At 62.3% G+C, this 16909-nt stretch carries 20 protein-coding genes and 1 pseudogene; 13 read left to right on the top strand and 8 right to left on the bottom strand.

Translation table 11 applies throughout. The annotated features are described in order from the left end of the window. Positions 1-26: 26 nt before the first annotated feature. The 4 genes from groL to ACX80C_RS10595 all read right to left on the bottom strand — a co-directional run bounded on the left by groL (position 27) and on the right by ACX80C_RS10595 (position 3254). Entirely contained in the window at positions 27-1661 is a 1635-nt protein-coding gene (gene groL, locus ACX80C_RS10610; protein ID WP_459326431.1) for a chaperonin GroEL, read from the bottom strand. A gap of 293 nt (positions 1662-1954) precedes the next feature. Continuing rightward, positions 1955-2161 (bottom strand): cold-shock protein, encoded by a 207-nt coding sequence (locus ACX80C_RS10605; RefSeq protein ID WP_459326430.1) that lies wholly within the window; start codon positions 2159-2161, stop codon positions 1955-1957. Between the two features lie 126 nt (positions 2162-2287). Further along, positions 2288-2905 carry a LytR C-terminal domain-containing protein gene (locus ACX80C_RS10600; RefSeq protein WP_459326429.1) on the bottom strand — a complete coding sequence of 206 codons (618 nt, stop codon included), beginning with the start codon at positions 2903-2905 and terminating at the stop codon, positions 2288-2290. Between the two features lie 37 nt (positions 2906-2942). Beyond that, complete coding sequence (locus ACX80C_RS10595; protein ID WP_459326428.1) at positions 2943-3254, bottom strand: DUF3263 domain-containing protein; 312 nt, start codon at positions 3252-3254, stop codon at positions 2943-2945. Between the two features lie 124 nt (positions 3255-3378). Here ACX80C_RS10595 and ACX80C_RS10590 point away from each other — a divergent pair, with 124 nt between their 5' ends. Beyond that, on the top strand, positions 3379-4116 hold the full coding sequence (locus ACX80C_RS10590) for a uracil-DNA glycosylase (RefSeq protein WP_459326427.1): 738 nt from the start codon (positions 3379-3381) through the stop codon (positions 4114-4116). Between the two features lie 13 nt (positions 4117-4129). Here ACX80C_RS10590 and ACX80C_RS10585 read toward each other — a convergent pair whose 3' ends face one another. Beyond that, entirely contained in the window at positions 4130-5620 is a 1491-nt protein-coding gene (locus ACX80C_RS10585; protein ID WP_459326558.1) for a threonine/serine exporter family protein, read from the bottom strand. 249 nt (positions 5621-5869) lie between these two features. Beyond that, on the bottom strand, positions 5870-6943 hold the full coding sequence (locus ACX80C_RS10580; RefSeq protein ID WP_459326426.1) for a lipid II:glycine glycyltransferase FemX: 1074 nt from the start codon (positions 6941-6943) through the stop codon (positions 5870-5872). Positions 6944-7052: 109 nt separating this feature from the next. On the opposite strand from ACX80C_RS10580, the gene ACX80C_RS10575 reads away from it, so the two are divergent. From ACX80C_RS10575 to ACX80C_RS10540, 8 genes are all read left to right on the top strand, one after another. Continuing rightward, positions 7053-8057, top strand: a complete 1005-nt coding sequence (locus ACX80C_RS10575) for an aldo/keto reductase family protein (RefSeq protein ID WP_459326425.1) — start codon at positions 7053-7055, stop codon at positions 8055-8057. Next, positions 8054-8905 carry an NAD-dependent epimerase/dehydratase family protein gene (locus ACX80C_RS10570; RefSeq protein WP_459326424.1) on the top strand — a complete coding sequence of 284 codons (852 nt, stop codon included), beginning with the start codon at positions 8054-8056 and terminating at the stop codon, positions 8903-8905. Before ACX80C_RS10575 ends, ACX80C_RS10570 begins: the two co-directional genes overlap by 4 nt. 74 nt (positions 8906-8979) lie before the next feature. After that, complete coding sequence (locus tag ACX80C_RS10565) at positions 8980-9402, top strand: hypothetical protein (protein ID WP_459326423.1); 423 nt, start codon at positions 8980-8982, stop codon at positions 9400-9402. Between the two features lie 39 nt (positions 9403-9441). Next, positions 9442-9783 carry a hypothetical protein gene (locus ACX80C_RS10560; RefSeq protein ID WP_459326422.1) on the top strand — a complete coding sequence of 114 codons (342 nt, stop codon included), beginning with the start codon at positions 9442-9444 and terminating at the stop codon, positions 9781-9783. A 91-nt stretch (positions 9784-9874) separates the two neighbouring features. Next, positions 9875-10321 (top strand): hypothetical protein, encoded by a 447-nt coding sequence (locus ACX80C_RS10555; protein WP_459326421.1) that lies wholly within the window; start codon positions 9875-9877, stop codon positions 10319-10321. Then, positions 10318-10920, top strand: coding sequence for a hypothetical protein (locus tag ACX80C_RS10550; RefSeq protein WP_459326420.1), 603 nt, complete (start codon positions 10318-10320; stop codon positions 10918-10920). The genes ACX80C_RS10555 and ACX80C_RS10550 overlap by 4 nt, the downstream gene beginning before the upstream one ends. A 62-nt stretch (positions 10921-10982) precedes the next feature. Beyond that, a complete protein-coding gene (locus tag ACX80C_RS10545) occupies positions 10983-11282 on the top strand; it encodes a hypothetical protein (protein WP_459326419.1) in 300 nt (99 codons plus the stop codon). A gap of 120 nt (positions 11283-11402) precedes the next feature. Next, entirely contained in the window at positions 11403-13706 is a 2304-nt protein-coding gene (locus ACX80C_RS10540) for a S8 family serine peptidase (protein WP_459326418.1), read from the top strand. Between the two features lie 50 nt (positions 13707-13756). On the opposite strand, the gene ACX80C_RS10535 is transcribed toward ACX80C_RS10540, so the two are convergent. Further along, positions 13757-13918: a hypothetical protein gene (locus tag ACX80C_RS10535; RefSeq protein WP_459326562.1), complete on the bottom strand. Its 162-nt coding sequence runs from the start codon at positions 13916-13918 to the stop codon at positions 13757-13759. Between ACX80C_RS10535 and ACX80C_RS10530 the strand changes: the two genes are divergently transcribed. Together ACX80C_RS10530 and ACX80C_RS10525 are read left to right on the top strand one after the other, a co-directional pair. Continuing rightward, complete coding sequence (locus tag ACX80C_RS10530; protein ID WP_459326417.1) at positions 13887-14204, top strand: HAD family hydrolase; 318 nt, start codon at positions 13887-13889, stop codon at positions 14202-14204. The genes ACX80C_RS10535 and ACX80C_RS10530 overlap by 32 nt on opposite strands. 135 nt (positions 14205-14339) lie before the next feature. Next, positions 14340-14630: pseudogene (locus tag ACX80C_RS10525) on the top strand (TerC family protein); the annotation flags it as partial. Here the strand turns inward: ACX80C_RS10525 and ACX80C_RS10520 are convergent. Then, entirely contained in the window at positions 14627-14758 is a 132-nt protein-coding gene (locus ACX80C_RS10520; protein WP_459326416.1) for a hypothetical protein, read from the bottom strand. The pseudogene ACX80C_RS10525 and the gene ACX80C_RS10520 overlap by 4 nt on opposite strands. A 164-nt stretch (positions 14759-14922) precedes the next feature. Between ACX80C_RS10520 and ACX80C_RS10515 the strand changes: the two genes are divergently transcribed. Together ACX80C_RS10515 and ACX80C_RS10510 are read left to right on the top strand one after the other, a co-directional pair. Further along, the gene (locus tag ACX80C_RS10515) at positions 14923-15753 is read left to right on the top strand and encodes an HNH endonuclease (RefSeq protein WP_459326415.1); all 831 of its coding nucleotides are present in this window, start codon (positions 14923-14925) and stop codon (positions 15751-15753) included. Positions 15754-16203: 450 nt separating this feature from the next. Beyond that, positions 16204-16584: a hypothetical protein gene (locus ACX80C_RS10510; RefSeq protein ID WP_459326414.1), complete on the top strand. Its 381-nt coding sequence runs from the start codon at positions 16204-16206 to the stop codon at positions 16582-16584. The last annotated feature ends 325 nt before the right edge of the window (positions 16585-16909 follow it).

Below are 16909 nucleotides of genomic sequence, written 5' to 3'. Positions count from 1 at the left end.
TGTTCTTCGCGGGGAACGGAAGGGGACTAGAAGCCGCCCATCCCGCCCATGCCGCCCATCTCGTCGCCGCCGCCGGCAGGAGCAGCCTTCTCAGGCTTGTCTGCGACAACAGCTTCGGTGGTCAGGAACAGTCCGGCAATGGATGCCGCGTTCTGCAGGGCAGAGCGGGTTACCTTCACGGGGTCGTTCACACCGGCGGCAAGGAGATCCTCGTAGTCGCCGGTTGCGGCGTTGAGGCCATGACCGGCAGGAAGACCGCGGACCTTCTCGATAACAACGCCGGGCTCGAGGCCTGCGTTGAAAGCGATCTGCTTGAGCGGGGCGTCGATGGCGATGCGGACGATGTTCGCACCGGTCGCCTCGTCGCCTTCCAGGTTGAGGTTGGCGAATGCCTTGGCACCGGCCTGGATCAGGGCAACGCCACCGCCGGCAACGATGCCCTCTTCCACCGCAGCCTTCGCGTTGCGGACGGCGTCCTCAATGCGGTGCTTGCGTTCCTTGAGTTCAACCTCGGTTGCGGCTCCGGCCTTGATGACAGCAACACCGCCGGCCAGCTTGGCCAGGCGCTCCTGCAGCTTCTCGCGGTCGTAGTCCGAGTCGGAGTTCTCAATCTCTGCACGGATCTGGGCCACGCGGCCGGCGATCTCGTCAGCGTTTCCGGCGCCCTCGACGATGGTGGTCTCATCCTTGGTGACAACAACCTTGCGGGCCGAACCGAGCAGGTCCAGGGTTGCGTTCTCCAGCTTGAGGCCAACTTCCTCGGCGATGACCTGGCCGCCGGTGAGGATGGCGATATCGGCCAACTGTGCCTTGCGGCGGTCACCGAAGCCCGGAGCCTTGACGGCAACGGACTTGAAGGTGCCGCGGATCTTGTTGACCACGAGGGTAGCCAGGGCTTCACCCTCGATGTCTTCGGCGATGATCAGCAGCGGCTTGCCGGACTGCATGACCTTCTCGAGGACAGCTACGAGATCCTTGACGTTGGAGATCTTCGAGTTGACGATCAGGATGTAGGGGTCTTCGAGAACCGTTTCCTGGCGCTCTGCGTCGGTGACGAAGTAGCCCGAGATGTAGCCCTTGTCGAAGCGCATGCCCTCGGTGAGCTCAAGCTCAAGACCGAAGGTGTTGGACTCCTCGACGGTGATGACGCCTTCCTTGCCAACCTTGTCGAGGGCTTCAGCGATCAGGTCACCGATCTGCTGGTCCCCTGCGGAGATCGAAGCGGTAGCGGCGATCTCTTCCTTCGTCTCGATCTCCTTGGCGGAGGCGAGCAGCTCGGCGGTCACAGCGTCGACAGCCTTCTCGATGCCACGCTTGAGGCTGAGGGGATCGGCACCTGCGGCTACGTTACGCAGGCCTTCCTTGACCAGGGCCTGGGCGAGCACAGTGGCGGTGGTGGTACCGTCGCCGGCGACGTCGTCAGTCTTCTTGGCAACTTCCTTGACCAGCTCGGCGCCGATCTTTTCGAACGGGTCGTCCAGTTCGATCTCCTTGGCGATGGACACGCCATCGTTGGTGATCGTGGGGGCGCCCCACTTCTTCTCGAGGACAACGTTGCGCCCGCGCGGGCCCAGCGTTACCTTGACTGCATCAGCGAGGGTGTTCAACCCGCGCTCGAGGCCGCGGCGAGCCTCTTCATCAAAAGAAATGATCTTGGCCATAACGGCTTAGGTCCTTTCGGGGACGGTCATGCTTAGTCAGCTGCTACCGGTCTGCGATGCCCGCGACGGACGGACTTCACCGGGATGATCTCTGTACGTCCCGGTTCTGCCCTCACCGCAGAAGGTGCTTGTTCACTCGAAAGGCGACGCCTTAGCAGTCGTCACGCTCGAGTGCTAAGTCAATAATTAGCACTCTAGAGGTGTGAGTGCAAGCTGTTCGCGGTGGGAAAACGACGACGACGCGCCCCCCGCGTGGGGAACGCGCCGTCGTCGTTCTGGAACGTGGGTGCTGATCAGGAAGCCAGCCGCACGGCTTCAGCCTGCGGCCCCTTCTGCCCTTCTCCGATCTCGAACTCCACCCGCTGCCCCTCATCGAGTGCGCGGTAGCCTTCCATCTGGATCGCGGACCAATGCACAAATACGTCCGCTCGACCTTCATCTACGGTGATGAAGCCGTATCCCTTTTCAGCGTTGAACCATTTAACGGTTCCCTGCGCCATGTTGTTCTCCCACTGTGTAGATCCCCCGCTTGCTGTTGATGGCGGGGCTGCAATACATCTAATCCCACTTGAAGACTTCAGTGATGCAGAACACAGTGAATGTTATTGATCCTTAACCGGACCCGCTTATTGGAAGCCGGGCCCAACCACGACGGTTATGTTCTCAGAGAAACCTGCATTGCCCTGGACTGTGGTTATGCCGAGTACGCGCCCGAGCTCTTCGGCGGAAGCACGCTGCTCCTCCCCGTTGTAGAGGATGAGAGAGCTTTGCACCGGCTGCCCCGCCCAGTTGGCAATCTGCGCTACATTCCAGCCGTCCGTCTGCAACCGCCCTGCCGCGGTGCTGGCCAGGCCGGCAACTGTGGTGGCGTTGAGCACTGCTACGGGTTGCGCCCTGTCGACGACGGCCTCCGGCTCCGTCTCCGTCTCAACAGGTGTGGGTTCCGGCGTGGGCGCTTCGGAAGGACTCGGATCCTCGCTGGGAGCCTCGCTGGCGGTTTCCTCCGTTGATGGCGTTGACGGCGCCGCGCTGGAAGTCTCCGGCGCTGATTCGCTTGCCTGGCCGATTCCGAGCCGCGGGAAAATGAAGTAGGCGGCGAACCCGACTGCCAGCACCATCAGACCAACAAGGATCTTCAGCGCCAGCCCGCCTGATCGGGGCGGTACAAGCCGTTCCCTGTGCACTCCCTGACGTGCGGCGGTTTCAGGCACCTTGTCGAACTCGTCGCGGGGGTACTGGCTCATGTGTTGGGGAATCCTTGAACTGTGGTTGGGCGTAGCCTTAGACGTCAACTCCGAGACGGCGCGCCGAACGCGCGCGCTGTCGGGTTGTACGTAGTCTACGCAATCTCTTCACAAGCATCGGATCGTGAGCCAGCGCTGCCTCGGTGTCGATGAGTGCGTTCAGGATCTGGTAATAGTGCGTGGCCGAAAGGTCGAACATTTCCCGGATGGCCTGTTCCTTGGCTCCGGAGTACTTCCACCACTGGCGCTCGAGCTCCAGCATCCGCTGTTCCCTCTCGCCCAACGCGGCATTGACGGCGTCAGCCCCCTCGACATCCTGCGCCTGCGTTGCAGCACCCTGTACTCCCACGACACACCGTCCAATCCGCTGTTTCCGCCCGAACTTCTTCGTCCATGGTAAAGGCGAATCACATGCTTGTCATTCTTACCCTTGGCGGTTCGGCGATCGGAAGCTGAACCGCCAAGATAGAGGGATGAACGACGACGGCGCACTATTCGGCCCGACCGGGCCAACACTTACCGGAGCACTGCCATTCGCCGCACCGGCAAGGCTGACCGAGGTCATGGCACCGGACTGGGCCGCAGCGCTGGCTCCGGTACAGGATCACGTGCACCAACTGGCCCGGGCGTTGCAGGCGGAACGTCACGCTGGTGCGCACCTGTTGCCGGGCCCGGACCACATCCTTCGCGCTTTCACCTACCCGATGAGCCACGTGAAGGTCCTTATTGTGGGACAGGATCCTTATCCCACTCCCGGCCACGCAGTGGGGCTCTCCTTCTCGGTGTCGCCGCAGACGAAGCTCCCACGCAGTCTGGTGAATATCTACAAGGAGCTCGCTGCCGACCTCGACGCGCAGGCTCCGCCTCAGGGAGACCTCTCCGGCTGGGCCGAGGAGGGAGTCCTCCTGCTCAACAGGGTCCTGACGGTCCGCGCCGGTGAAACGGGGTCGCATCGGCGGATCGGCTGGGAATCGGTTACGGATGCTGCCGTCCGCGCGTTGGCGGAACGGCACCAGCCGTTGGTGGCAATCCTTTGGGGACGGGAAGCGCAGCAGCTTAAACCGCTTCTCGGTTCCACCCCGCTCATCGAGTCAGCCCACCCCAGCCCTCTCTCTGCCGCGCGGGGGTTCTTCGGTTCGCGGCCCTTCAGCAGGGCCAATGCGCTCCTGCAGGCCCAGGGCGCCACGCCGGTGAACTGGCTGCGAACCTGATTCGAAGCGTTTGTCAGCGGCGCCGGTTGCGGCGCCTTTCGTTGCTGCTGAGCTTCCGGGTGAACGGACGTGCCAGGTTGTCGCCGAGGACCACTCCCCCGGCTATGGCGAGGATGATCGTGAGGGCGTTGAAAAGGCCGATCGCGCCGGCACCGGAAACGTCGCCTTCGATGGTGAGGTCATACATCGACCGGAAGATGGTGAGACCGGGATAGAGGAACATCACCGCTGGAACAGCGACCACCAGCTGCGGTGCCCCCATCCGGAGCGCTAAAACGCGGGCCAGCATGCCGATCACGACCGCCGCCAGGGCGGGAGCAAGGCGGTAGCCGACTCCCAGTGCGACCACCAGGGAGTAGAGCAGGAAACCCGCTGTGCCTATCAGCGAGGTTGGAAGCACCAGCCCCATGTCGGTCTGCTCCGCAATGCAGATCATTGCGACGGCGATGAAGACCAGCACCGCGACGACGGGCAGTGGATAGAGAGACCCGCCAGAGGAGGTGACATCCAGTTCGGGCACTCCGATGATGCTGCCAATGACCAGAGCGACGGCGATTCCCGACACTATGCCCGCGAAGACAAGGAATGCGGAGAGGAAACGACCGGCTGCTGTGACCGGGAACCCGTTGATTGCGTCCTGGGTCGCGGAGACCAGCCGGCCGGTGGGCAGGAGCAGCAAGATCCCTCCCACGACCACCAGCCCCGGTGCGATCGGCACGTTCAGCCACCAGAACAACATGGCTGTCAGCGTCACGAGGGCCGCGGAGGTTGCCGTAGCGAAGAACTCGGGGACCCGCCAGCGGCTCAGCTGGCGGGACAGCAGATCCACGCCGATACAGCTGCCGAATGCGATCAGTGCGCCCAGCGGCCCAGCACCGATGAACAGCACGATGGCCGCCGCGAACACTCCGAACGCCGCAGTGACCATCCAGCGGGGGAACGGCTTGGGCTTCGTGGTGATCTCGTCCAGGCGGCGGACAGCCTCGGCACGGTCCACTCCGCCTTCCACTATCTCGGTCACCAACTGGTGGACCCGTGTGAGGCCCGCGTAATTGTTGGTCCAGGAACGGACCACCCTGAGGACTGTGGTTGGGGTCTGGTCCTTCGCCGAGTAGTTCAGCACCACTGACTGGTTGGTGATGTCCACTTCGATGTTGTCCAAGCCGAACGCAGCGGTGACCGCGATGATGCTTGTTTCGACTTCGAGGGCGCCTGCACCGTAGCGGAACATCGTTTCGGCCAGACTGAGCGCGAAATCGAGGGTCCGGCGTGCGCCGACGTCGGGACCGCCCGCCTGGATGGTGGGATTCGCGTAGGGGCTGCCGGCGAGGCGCTCGACGAGGTTCATCGCCTGGGTTGGCGGAGCTTCGCCCTGCACCAGCCTTCGAAGCACTTTGCGCGCTGCTACGTGTGAGCGGTCCGGACGGGCAGAACGCGGCGTAATCGGCAGCGCGTCAGTTGGACTGGCCGGAGTGCGCGCCGCACTCTCTGTTTTCCTGGCGATTTTCGATGCGGCCTTGCCCGGCGTCTTGCCCGGGGGCTTGCGCGAAGCCTTGTCTGTGGATTTGCCCGGCGACTTGCCCGTGAGCTTTTCCGGCAGTTTGCCCGCAGGCCCTCGCGGCGCGTTAGGCACAACCGGCAACTGCTCGGCCACCGGGGAAGGGTTGGTGTTAGGGCTCCGGCGGTTGTCCTCGCCGGTGTCATCTGCCACTGGGTGCCCCTTTCCTTGTGTAGAGCCGCAGGTCCTTGCGGTTTAGTAGAACGGTTGGCGGTGTCGCCGCCAGTACAGTTGCCGCAGGACGCGTTCGCCCAGCTTCTGCCACGCACGGTACTTGGTTGGACTGAGCACCAGGTCATAACAACCTACGAAGTCCGTCACCGTTTTGGTGAAGCTGGTCTTGAACAGTCCCAGCCCGTGATGCTGGTGAGTCTTGTCCTTGAGTTTGTCGCTTGGGGGCGTGCCGCAGAAATCGTATTCGACAATTCCGTGTTCATTCTTGAGATCGGTGATCGCGGTCCACTGGAGCAGGTGCGAATCACCGTATTGAGAGCGCCGGGGCTTCGATCCGCCGTCCTTGTACGTTCCCTTACGGCCATAGTTGATGACGAAGGCGCCAACCGAGGGTTCGCCCTCCTCATGCACGAAGTACAACCGCCCCTGTCCGGCCGAAACGAAGTTGGACCAGAACCGCTGATAGTAGTCAAAGGAGCGTAACCGGGCGGCGGACCTGTCTTCGATGTGCGTCATGAGCCGGTACATCGTGCGGAAGTTCTCATCCGTCGGTTCCATACGCTGCACGGTGACGCCCTCGCGCTCCGCCCGCCGCACGGCATTCCGGCCGCGGCTGTGCAGGTTCCTCAGCAACAGGTTCGGTTCCGGGGTTGTGTCCAGGATCGCAGTGGAGTCATTGGGCTGGAGGTTGAACGTCTTGATCAGTCCGGCCCGGGCGAAGACATCCCGGACGTCGCCGTTGTCAATAATGTCCGGCTCGATCTTGACCGCGAAGACCGCGAGGTTTGAGCGGTGGATGAACTCGGTCAGTGCGGCCAGGACCGCTGGAACGTCCGTCGGGGTTGCTACGTCGGGGCCCTTGATCAGGTACCAGAAGCGGCCCAGAAGCGGCACCTTCTTCTCGATGATGAGGTTGTACGTGGAGTATTCGTCCGACTCGAAAACGACGAACAACGGATTCCAGCCGTGATGCGACTTCACCTCGGCGAAAGATGCCGATTGAAGCATATTGCCGCCATTGGGGTTGGCGGTGACCAATGAATCCCAGTTGCCCCGTTCTTCCTCGGTGGCAAAACGCGCGGTAAACGTACCCATGTTCCTCAATCACAACTGGCCGGCAGGACTCGATTCAGTGTAGCCGTTTGCCCGGCCCGCCCTTCGCTGCCCTGTACCGCAGTTGATCAGCATGGATAGCATCGAAACCATGGACTTTAGATACCTCGGAAACAGCGGCCTCAAAATTTCGGAAATCACCTACGGCAATTGGCTGACTCACGGGTCGCAGGTGGAGAACGACGTCGCCACCAAGTGTGTCCGTGCGGCCCTCGACGCCGGCATCAGCACTTTCGACACAGCCGACGTCTATGCCAATACAGCGGCCGAAACCGTGCTCGGGGAAGCACTGAAAGGCGAGCGCCGGCAGTCGCTGGAGGTTTTTACGAAGGTCTGGGGGCCAACCGGGCCTAAGGGCCATAACGACGCCGGGCTCTCCCGCAAGCACATCATGGAATCCATTGACGGTTCGCTGACCCGGCTGCAGACGGAATACGTGGACCTCTACCAGGCGCACCGCTATGACCATGAGACACCCCTTGAAGAGACGATGCAGGCCTTTGCGGACGTAGTCCGGCAAGGCAAAGCGTTGTATATCGGCGTCAGCGAGTGGACTGCCGAGCAGTTGCGTGCAGGGCACGGTCTGGCGAAGGAGCTTGGGTTCCAGCTCATCTCCAACCAGCCGCAGTACTCAATGCTGTGGCGGGTCATCGAGGATCAGGTCGTTCCCACATCCCAAGAGTTGGGCGTCTCCCAGATTGTTTGGTCCCCGGTGGCCCAGGGTGTGTTGACCGGCAAGTACCGGCCCGGGCAGTCGCCGGAGCAGGGCTCGCGCGCCGCCGATGACAAGGGCGGTGCGGACATGATCAAGCGGTGGATGTCGGATGAGGTACTGATCGGGGTACAAAAGCTCCAGCCGGTCGCCGACGAAGCAGGCCTGACCATGGCACAGCTTGCGATCGCCTGGGTGCTGCAGAACCCCAACGTTGCATCGGCGATTATCGGCGCCTCACGTCCTGAGCAGGTTGAGTCGAACGTTGCTGCAGCGGGGGTCACGCTTGAACCCGCCCTGATGGAGAAAATCGACGAGGCGATCGGGCACCTCGCCGAGCGGGATCCTGCGAAGACCACCTCACCAGAAAAGCGTCCCGCGTGAGGATCGCGGTTACCGGCGCCAGCGGGAAACTCGGCCGGAGCGTCGTCGTCGGGCTGCGCGACGCCGGACACGATGTCCTTGAGTTCGACCTCCACGGTGAGCGCGGTCCGAATTTCCTGTCGATCGACCTGACGCGTTACGGGGACGTTGTTGATGCACTGCTGGGTGTGGATGACAGGCACTCAGGCCTTGACGCCGTCGTACATCTCGCCGCCATCCCGGCGCCGGGGCTGCAGGCGGATGCCGCCACTTTCTCGAACAACATGCTGGCGACGTACAACGTGTTCCAGGCATGCAGGCGCGCAGGGGTGAAGCGGATAGTGTACGCCTCCAGCGAGACCGTCCTGGGACTGCCCTTTGACGAGGACCCACCGTATATTCCGGTCGATGAGCGGTATGACGCACGCCCGGAAAGCACCTACTCGCTGGTGAAGCATCTGGAAGAGCAGATGGCCGTTCAGCTGACCCGCTGGGATCCGGCTCTCAGCATCACTGCGCTTCGCTTCTCGAATGTGATGAACCCGGAAGACTACGCCGGGTTCCCGTCCTTTGACCACGATCCACGGCAAAGGAAGTGGAACCTCTGGGGCTACATCGATGGACGCGACGGAGCCCAGGCGGTGCTGCGGGCCCTTGAAAACGCCGGACCGGGGTTCGACCGGTTCATCATCGCTGCAGCCGACACAGTGATGTCCCGGTCCAGCGCGTCGCTTGCTGCCGAAGTGTTTCCCAAGGTGGAGGTGGTCAAGGACGTTGGCGAGCATGAGACGCTGCTGTCCATCGACAGGGCCAGGAGCGTGCTCGGATTCGAGCCGAAGCATAGCTGGCGGGATCACGTGGACAGCTAGCTTCTGCCGCAGATGCTCAGTAGGCTTACTGTTAGGGCATGTCCCCTGAATTGGAATCGTCGAAAGGATCGGTCATGACTGAGAATCTTCCCGATGAGGAACTGAACGTCGTCAGCGAAGAGCCCGACGCCGCCAATGAGTCGATCGCGCCGGAGGCTTTGGATCCGGTACAGGAGGGCCAGCCGGACAGCTATCCCACGGCAGCCGAAACCGATCCGGATCATTGGGAACAGGATCCACTGTTGCAGGATGAGCCGGGCGTCCAGGCCGAGGGCCTTCAGGAAAGCGACCAGAACCTGCGCGACGAGACTGAGGATGAGCGCTTTCGCGGCGGCGAGGAGCAGGTCCCGCCCGAGGAACCAACCATCGGGGAAGCCGCGGCGGACGTCGATTTCGGGGACGCCATGAGCGATCAGGAGGTCGACGCCAGCGACGACGACGCCAACTTCGGTGGATCTCCACTGAGCCAGTTCGAACCGGAGGACCTCGACCGCTAACCCCAAGGGGCCTGGCACAGGCCCGGCTAGACTGGAGCGGTGAAGAAACTTGCAGCACTGCTCATTCTCGTGCCCACGGCTGCCCTGCTGGTGGGCTGTAACCAGATCGAGGAAACGGCGGGCGACATCGCCAGCGATGCGGCGTCGCAAGTGGCCAACGCCGCCGCTGATGAGGTCCGGTCGCAGGTGTGCGGTCTGGTGGAGGATGGCCTCGTCAGCGTAGAGGACAAGGAACTCCTCGGCGGTCTGGTGACGGCAGCGGAAACTGCCGGTGTCCCCGCCGAGATCACGGAACCACTGGGCGAGATCGCTGCCGCCGGGGACGAAGTTCCGGCTGAATCTGTGGATGCGCTGCGCGAGGCGTGCACGCCGTCGTCGTAATATTCACAACGCAAACCGCCTAATATTCCGTTTCTGTGTCGATTGTCTATCAAGTGTGTTTTTGAGCTCCGCTTAGCAGTACCTTTGCCGTATGAAAAGCGGCTCGGACCGGGTCACGCTTGAGGCGACTGCGCATCCTGAGGCGCACTCACGCTCAGTACGTGCAGCCTGCGCCCGTTGGAGGGCGATCGAACTCGAGTTCGGACTGCTGAGCGCTGCTGAAGTCGATTTGCTGCTTGGACCGGGTTGGCCACCAGCCGGTTGCCTGGCCGCTGAGCGCCGCATCCTCGGAGTCGCCACCAAGGCCGGACGCGTACTCTACCCCGGCTTTCAATTCGATCGAGAGGCCCGAACAGTGAGGCCCGTCATCGCCGAGGTCGCCACGATCAGCCTCAGCGCGGGCTGGAAGGACAGGCACATCCTGCAGTGGCTGTGCGCGCCCAACGGGTACCTGCACGGTGAACGTCCGGTTGACGCACTCGATGACAGGGAGCATCTGCTGGCGGCGGCGAACTCTGATCTGGAGGCATTGTGGTGAAGGGCCTTTCTCTGGGCCTCCTGCTGGTCCTCGTCCTCACAGGCTGCGGCGCGGTGTCCACTCCTGGCGGCACCGTCGATGAGACGCAGCCTGCCGCTTCGGAGGAATTGATCGGCCAGGGGACCGTCCTCTCGAAGGACGGCGGGCCCGCCATGTTTTGTCTCGGCGGGGTCATGGAGTCGTACCCGCCTCAATGTTCCGGTCCGGAACTCATCGGCTGGGACTGGTCGGCGGTGGAGCAGTCGGAAAGCGCGAGTGGTGTCACCTGGGGTACCTATGCCGTCCAGGGAACGTGGGATGGCTCCGCGCTAACCGTGACGCAGCCGCCGATTCCACTGTCCCTGTACAGTCCGCCGGCGTACATTGACCCGCGAACCGACAAAGAAAATCCGGGGGCGGGGAACGAGGCCGATCTGGCCCGCCTGCAGGAAGAGCTTTTCATGGCCAAAGACGCAGAGCTGCTCACCGCGTGGGTCGAGAACGGCTACCTCTTCGTCACTGTGATTTACGACGACGGCGCGCTTCAGGACACGTACGACGCGAAGTACGGACAGAACATCATCGCAGTGCAGTCGGCACTGCGGCCCGTTGACCCGTAGGCCTTCCCAGCTCGCCAGACGGTCCAAACGAAAATGTCAGTGCGCGGCAGTACCTTGAACGCATGAACACATCAGCACATCCGAAAAACACTGTCAGCCACCCCGAGCAGGGCCGTCGCTACACCATCGAGGAGCTCCGTGAACTCGCCCTCCAAGGGAATGCATGGGCTCTGTGCCAGGTGGATCAGTGGGAGCTTGAATACGGGAATGAATACGCGGGGGTCCTGTCCGAAACGTGCGCTGACCCGGCATGCGAGGGTTACGGCGAGCCTGTCGGGTTTTGCTGCGATGAGAACGGTGAACTGATCGACGTGGACCACGGCGGTTGGGGTCATGCGATGGGGTGGGCGCGCGCAGCTTGATACGCCGTTAGCGCTGCGCATCTTTCGCCTAGCTCAGCGGGGACGCAATAGTGCATCAGCTTTGGCCGCTCAGCGGCGAAACATAGGGTTTTCCGTGGGTCCCGCTGGCATGATTCAACGGTGATCGTTTCCCGTACCCGTCGTGTAGTGTCCTCAGCCGCAGCTGCGCTCGTCCTCGCATCAATAACCGCCGGCTCACTTGTCGCCGTTCCTGCGTCCGGCGCGGACCTTTCTTTCCCATTGCTTGAACCGGCTACTTCCCTAAACGGCGTGGAGTATCCGGACCGCTTCATCGTGAAGTTCAAGGGTGCCGGTGCGGTAAACGCCGGAGTACGTCACGAGGCGTACCTCGATGCCTCGCGGGCAGTCGAGACGCCTCTGACCGAGGTAAAAACAATGGCCGACGGCGCCGCTGTCGCCACAGCGGAACAAGAGCTGACGGCCGCCCAGACGCAAGCAGTACTCCAGGAATTCAGCACGCGCCCCGACGTGGAGTACGCCGAAGTTGACCGGTGGGTGAAGCCTGCCGCCACCCCCACCGACCCGTTCTACCCGGACCAGTGGAACCTGTCCGATCCGATCGCCGGCATGAGGCTGAACGCGGCGTGGGACCGTTCGACCGGCGCGGGGGTGCGGGTTGCAGTCATTGACACGGGTATCACCACGCACAGGGACCTTGCCGGGAACGTGATCGGGGGCTATGACTTCGTTTCGGACCTCGACGTGGCCGTGGACGGGAACGGACGCGACAATAATCCCCAGGACCCCGGAGACTGGTGCGACGTCCCCACCGGAAACGGCACCGAACGTGTCCCCTCCAGTTGGCACGGTACGCACGTCGCCGGGATAGTCGCTGCCCAAGCCAACAACGGCGTGGGTGTCACAGGCGTTGCCTACGGTGCAAAGGTCCAGCCCGTGCGTGCCCTGGGCGCGTGCGGGGGCTGGGAAAGCGACATTGCAGACGCTATTGTGTGGGCGGCAGGCGGTTCCGTGGCCAACGTCCTAGACAATCCAACGCCTGCGAAGGTCATCAACCTCAGCCTCGGTGCAGACGGCGCATGTGACGGCGTTTTCCAGTCGGCAATCGATACGGCAACCGAGCTGGGCGCCGTCGTCGTTGTGGCCGCGGGCAATGAGGATCAGAATGTTGCAAACGTGGCGCCCGCGAACTGCGCCAACGTCATCAGTGTCGGCGCCACTGGACGGGACGGTGCGCGTGCGTTGTACTCGAACTTCGGCGCGGCAGTGGATGTCAGTGCCCCCGGTGGTGACTTCATCAACGGCGATGAGAGCGGCATTCTCTCGACCTGGAACACCGGGAACGCGGGTCCCGCTTCTGAGTCCTACGCGTTTATGGAGGGAACTTCCATGGCGGCGCCGCATGTTGCCGGTGCGGCCGCCCTCATGCTCGCGTTGAATCCCACTCTGTCCCCGGCGCAGGTCGAAACCCTGATGAAGCAGAGCGTGCGTCCGCTGCCCGTGCCCTGCTCCCTCGGGTGCGGCACGGGGCTCGTCGACGGGACGGCGGCAGTTACGGCAGCGTCGGTGTCATTGAGGGCACTGGTGGCGCCGACGCCGACCATCAGCGGCTTTTCTGCCGTCGGCTATCCGCTGGACGCTATCCCCGGTTCCTGGGCCGCCGGAACAACGTTCAAGTACCAGTGGTACCGGTCAGGAATCCCCATCTTCGGCGCAACCGGTTCCCGGCATAACGTCACCTCGGCCGACATCGGCACAGTACTCTCCGTGAAAGTAACAGGATCCAAGCCGGGATACAGTGCCGCGGGCGCGACCTCAAAGATCACCCTCGCGGTTCCCACGCCATTCGTCGATGTGAAAGCGGGCCGGATCTTTCACCGTGAAATTTCCTGGATGGCGGCACGGCACATCAGTCTCGGCTGGAATAACGACGACGGCACATCCACCTATCGCCCGCTGCTGGCAGTGAATCGTGACGTGATGGCGCGCTTCATGTACAGGCTCGCCGGCAGCCCAGCGTACAAGCCGCCCGTCAGGTCGCCATTCACTGATGTTCCTACCACCCACGTCTTCTATAAGGAGATTGCCTGGCTCGCGGAATCGAAGGTCAGCGAGGGGTGGGCCAACCGGAACGGAACGCGGTCCTTCCGCCCGTATGAGCCGGTGAACCGTGACGTGATGGCGGTCTTCATGTATAGGCTCGCCGGTTTCAACGAGTATGACTACGCCCCACCTGCACGCTCACCATTCGTTGATGTGCCCACAATCCACGTCTTCTACAAGGAGATCGCCTGGCTCGCGGAATACAAGATCAGCGAAGGCTGGTCGGTGGGCGGTAGTCGGGAGTTCCGGCCATACAACGCCGTGAACCGCGACGTCATGGCAGCCTTCATGTACCGCTTCGATGAAAAGTTCGACCCCGTCCAGCTGGCACCAGCGCCCTGAATGCTCGGTGATGCTGAAGTCCGCTGATTAGTAGGGTTGGACGTGTGCTGTCAGTTGCGGGAGATTGGGTGGTGAGCATGCCAGCGGTGCTGATGGTCGACGTCGACGGCGTCCTGATCCGGCAACCGCCAGGACGCGTCTGGTACGCCACTTTGCAGGAGGAATTGGGTATCGACCCCGATGAGCTCCAACGCGAGTTCTTCGATGCGCACTTCGAGGACGTCGTCACCGGGCGGGCGGATCTCCTTGAACGGCTTGGGCCGGTGTTGGCCGGCATCGCATCACCGGGCGAAGCACTTATGGGAGAAACTCGGCCTGCAGGATCATTTCGACCGCATGCACTACGCCGCCGATCTTGGTTGCAGGAAGTCGGATCCCGAGTTCTATCGGACTATCGAACAGCGGATAGGCATCGTAGGGAAGCGAATCTGTCTCATCGATGACGATCAGGCAAACGTGGACGCTGCGCGGCGCGCGGGCTGGAACGCAGCCCACTGACGGCCTGATTCACGTCTCCATGAGGTTCTGAGTCTTCTGCCGTCGTCGGACGCATCAGACTGACGTGCCGCGGCGTTTGGCGGCAACACTGTGTCATCAGCATTTCCTGCTGGTACTTCCGGGGAACCGAGAAGGCTGATGATGCGCCTGGTCTACCTCAAGCACGCCTTGTCGCTGATCCTGGCGTTCATCGGTGTGAAGCTGATCCTCCACGCCCTACACGAGAATGAGCTGCCCTTCATCAACGGCGGCCAACACATCGAATGGGTCCCCGTAATTGACACCAACCTTTCGCTCGCTGTGATCGTTGGAGTCCTGCTGACCGCCGTCGTCGTCAGCCTGCTCAGCCCCAAGGGCAAGCAGGCAAAGGTTGACGTCGAACTCGCCGCAGACGCAGAGCGTGCCCGCATCGGTGGGCGGGATTAGCCGATCGGGCGCCGGTCAGTCGCCTGCCTGCCGTTTGACGACCGCAGCGGTTTCGTGAAGTAGATCGCCGTCAGAGCAGCACTGGCCAGGAAGAACGCCCATGCGAGTACCGACAGGAATCCGGGCACGGGCAATCCGAACAGGAGACTCGATCCGATGACTGGGCCTGCAGCGCCTCCGAGGGCCGCTCCAGGAATACAAGGCTTTGGGGCTTTGGTAGCGGCAAGCGTATGGAGTCCAACGGCCGGTCCCGCAGCTGATCCAGTCACGCGATAGTGGCACACTTGGTGTCATGACTGCCGTGGTCCTCACCTGGTCGCCGGATCATCGGGGGTGGCCCGGCCACTACCCCGAGGCGGTCCAGCGCACTCGCGAGAGCGGTGGACTCGCGCTCCCGTGGACGGTCGAAGGTCTCTCCGACCAGCCGTTGCGTTCGGACGCTTGGCTCTTAGGCCAAGGCGATCTGCACCGGTGGGGTGTTACCGGGCACGGCATCCTCACCAGCGATCCGAGTGACGGCAGTGTTGATGCCCTCCTTGAACTCGATTGTTTACTCCCCTTTGGAGACGGCATTCCCATTCATCAATTACTCCAGGTCGTCTCCGAGGTCGATTGGAGCGACCCGCCTGCCGCGCAGCTCCTTCCGGCGGAATACGAAGCGTCGATGCGCACACTGTGGTCGGAGCACGTTGCACCGGCGAGCGCTTCCATCGATCCACCGTCCGGCATGCTGCCGGCGCACTCGCTGAAACGAGTCTTCGTCAATCAATTCGAACATGATCCGGATGCAACCCGCGTGGCTGTTGCCCACCATGGTTCCCAGTGCAGGGCATGCGGATTCGACTTCGAGGTCAAGTACGGTAAGCGAGCCACGGGCCTCGTTCACGTCCACCACGTTGTGCCGGCTGCGCAGCTCACTGCAAGCTACGAGCTCGACCCAGTAGCTGACCTCATTCCGCTGTGTCCCAACTGCCACTTCATGGCCCATTCAAGGCATCCGGACCCCTTTTCGGTAGCAGAATTACGGTCCATGATCGACGACGGCGGCCACCTCCCCGGAACGGTCGTCACAGAGCAGCAGCTGCGCGCCGAGGAGTTCGCACAACGGCTCACCGAGGAATAGTTCCAGCGCGCGGGCGCTGCCGCTCATGCCTGGGGTGGATGAATCCCGGACTGTTAGTTGTCAGAGTGGACGGGTGAAACCTGCGTCGCGAACGATACTTCTCTTCCTCTGGGCCCTAACTGCCTTAGCTTGGCTTGGCGCTCTTGTGATCGAGGCGGTCTTCTTCATGGGCCCAGTCTCCTGCGAGCTTGCACCGGGAAGCTCCATCTTTGGGGAAGCCCGCTGGTCCTGGCTCCCTCCGGGACGAATGTGCACATGGGAATTGGATGGCTCCACGGCGACGGAAGGTCCGACCCTCATCGAACTGCTGATTCCAGTCGCTCTGCTTGGCTGGCTTGCATCCCTACTCGTTAGGGTTCCTCGGCGAGCGTTCTGATAAGCCATGTGTAATTGTCACTCTGCATCCCGCCTCGCTTAGGCTGACGGAACGCTCAGACACTTCGGGAGATCATGGCAGGCGCAGCAACGGGAACAGACTCATCCGGCTCGACAAGTGCCATCGCGCTGTCGGTCGCCGGCACGCTCTTATGCGCGCTACCGGCTGCACTCGTCGGCATGGCCCTGGGCTACTATCCCTCGCGCATGGTCTGCACGCCGGAGACCGGGGGCGGGTCGGGGTGCTACGAGGGTGAGCTCCTCTATGCGGGCATCTTCTTCCTCGCACTGTTCACCCCGTTTGCACTCGGCTCATACACACTGACGAAGGGCCATCGTCGACACACCAGCCAAATCGTGAAGTGGTGGCCGTTTGGTCAGCTGGTCGGTGTCACCCTGACCATCGTCGGCATATATACGACCTCGGGCCTGCTGAATCCTAACGAGTACTTTTAAACAGGCCGCAACGGCCTTACGTATGAGGAGTGCCTCCGTGCGATCATTCGGGTGAAGAGACCAGATTCGTGTGGAGCCCCCTGCCGGATTCGAACCGGCGACCCCCTGTTTACAAGCTCTTTGGTGGGCTCCTACTGGAGAGAACGAACGAGTACGAACAGGGACGTCTTTCCCTTGATTCCGCAGGTTTTCTGCACATTCGGAGTTCGCGTTCGGTCAAGTCCCGTGGAGTGGTGTAGCCGTTCTGTGGCTTTTCGAGGTTGTTGAGGTTTAGAAGTTGTGGTTCTCGGATGGTGTGGCGGGTTCGGGTTCCTCCTCTCGTGCG

The organism is Arthrobacter tecti (assembly GCF_054511355.1).
This window is presented reverse-complemented; position numbering and strand designations above follow the sequence as displayed.

What these genes read in the sequence shown, in the direction of transcription:
- ACX80C_RS10575 (WP_459326425.1), top strand. Translation starts at nt 7,053, where the DNA reads ATGGACTTTAGATACCTCGGAAACAGCGGCCTCAAAATTTCGGAAATC.
- ACX80C_RS10510 (WP_459326414.1), top strand. Translation starts at nt 16,204, where the DNA reads ATGGCAGGCGCAGCAACGGGAACAGACTCATCCGGCTCGACAAGTGCC.
- ACX80C_RS10600 (WP_459326429.1), bottom strand. Translation starts at nt 2,905, where the DNA reads ATGAGCCAGTACCCCCGCGACGAGTTCGACAAGGTGCCTGAAACCGCC.
- ACX80C_RS10555 (WP_459326421.1), top strand. Translation starts at nt 9,875, where the DNA reads ATGAAAAGCGGCTCGGACCGGGTCACGCTTGAGGCGACTGCGCATCCT.
- ACX80C_RS10545 (WP_459326419.1), top strand. Translation starts at nt 10,983, where the DNA reads ATGAACACATCAGCACATCCGAAAAACACTGTCAGCCACCCCGAGCAG.
- ACX80C_RS10605 (WP_459326430.1), bottom strand. Translation starts at nt 2,161, where the DNA reads ATGGCGCAGGGAACCGTTAAATGGTTCAACGCTGAAAAGGGATACGGC.
- ACX80C_RS10580 (WP_459326426.1), bottom strand. Translation starts at nt 6,943, where the DNA reads ATGGGTACGTTTACCGCGCGTTTTGCCACCGAGGAAGAACGGGGCAAC.
- ACX80C_RS10565 (WP_459326423.1), top strand. Translation starts at nt 8,980, where the DNA reads ATGACTGAGAATCTTCCCGATGAGGAACTGAACGTCGTCAGCGAAGAG.
- ACX80C_RS10515 (WP_459326415.1), top strand. Translation starts at nt 14,923, where the DNA reads ATGACTGCCGTGGTCCTCACCTGGTCGCCGGATCATCGGGGGTGGCCC.
- ACX80C_RS10590 (WP_459326427.1), top strand. Translation starts at nt 3,379, where the DNA reads ATGAACGACGACGGCGCACTATTCGGCCCGACCGGGCCAACACTTACC.
- groL (WP_459326431.1), bottom strand. Translation starts at nt 1,661, where the DNA reads ATGGCCAAGATCATTTCTTTTGATGAAGAGGCTCGCCGCGGCCTCGAG.
- ACX80C_RS10530 (WP_459326417.1), top strand. Translation starts at nt 13,887, where the DNA reads ATGAGCTCCAACGCGAGTTCTTCGATGCGCACTTCGAGGACGTCGTCA.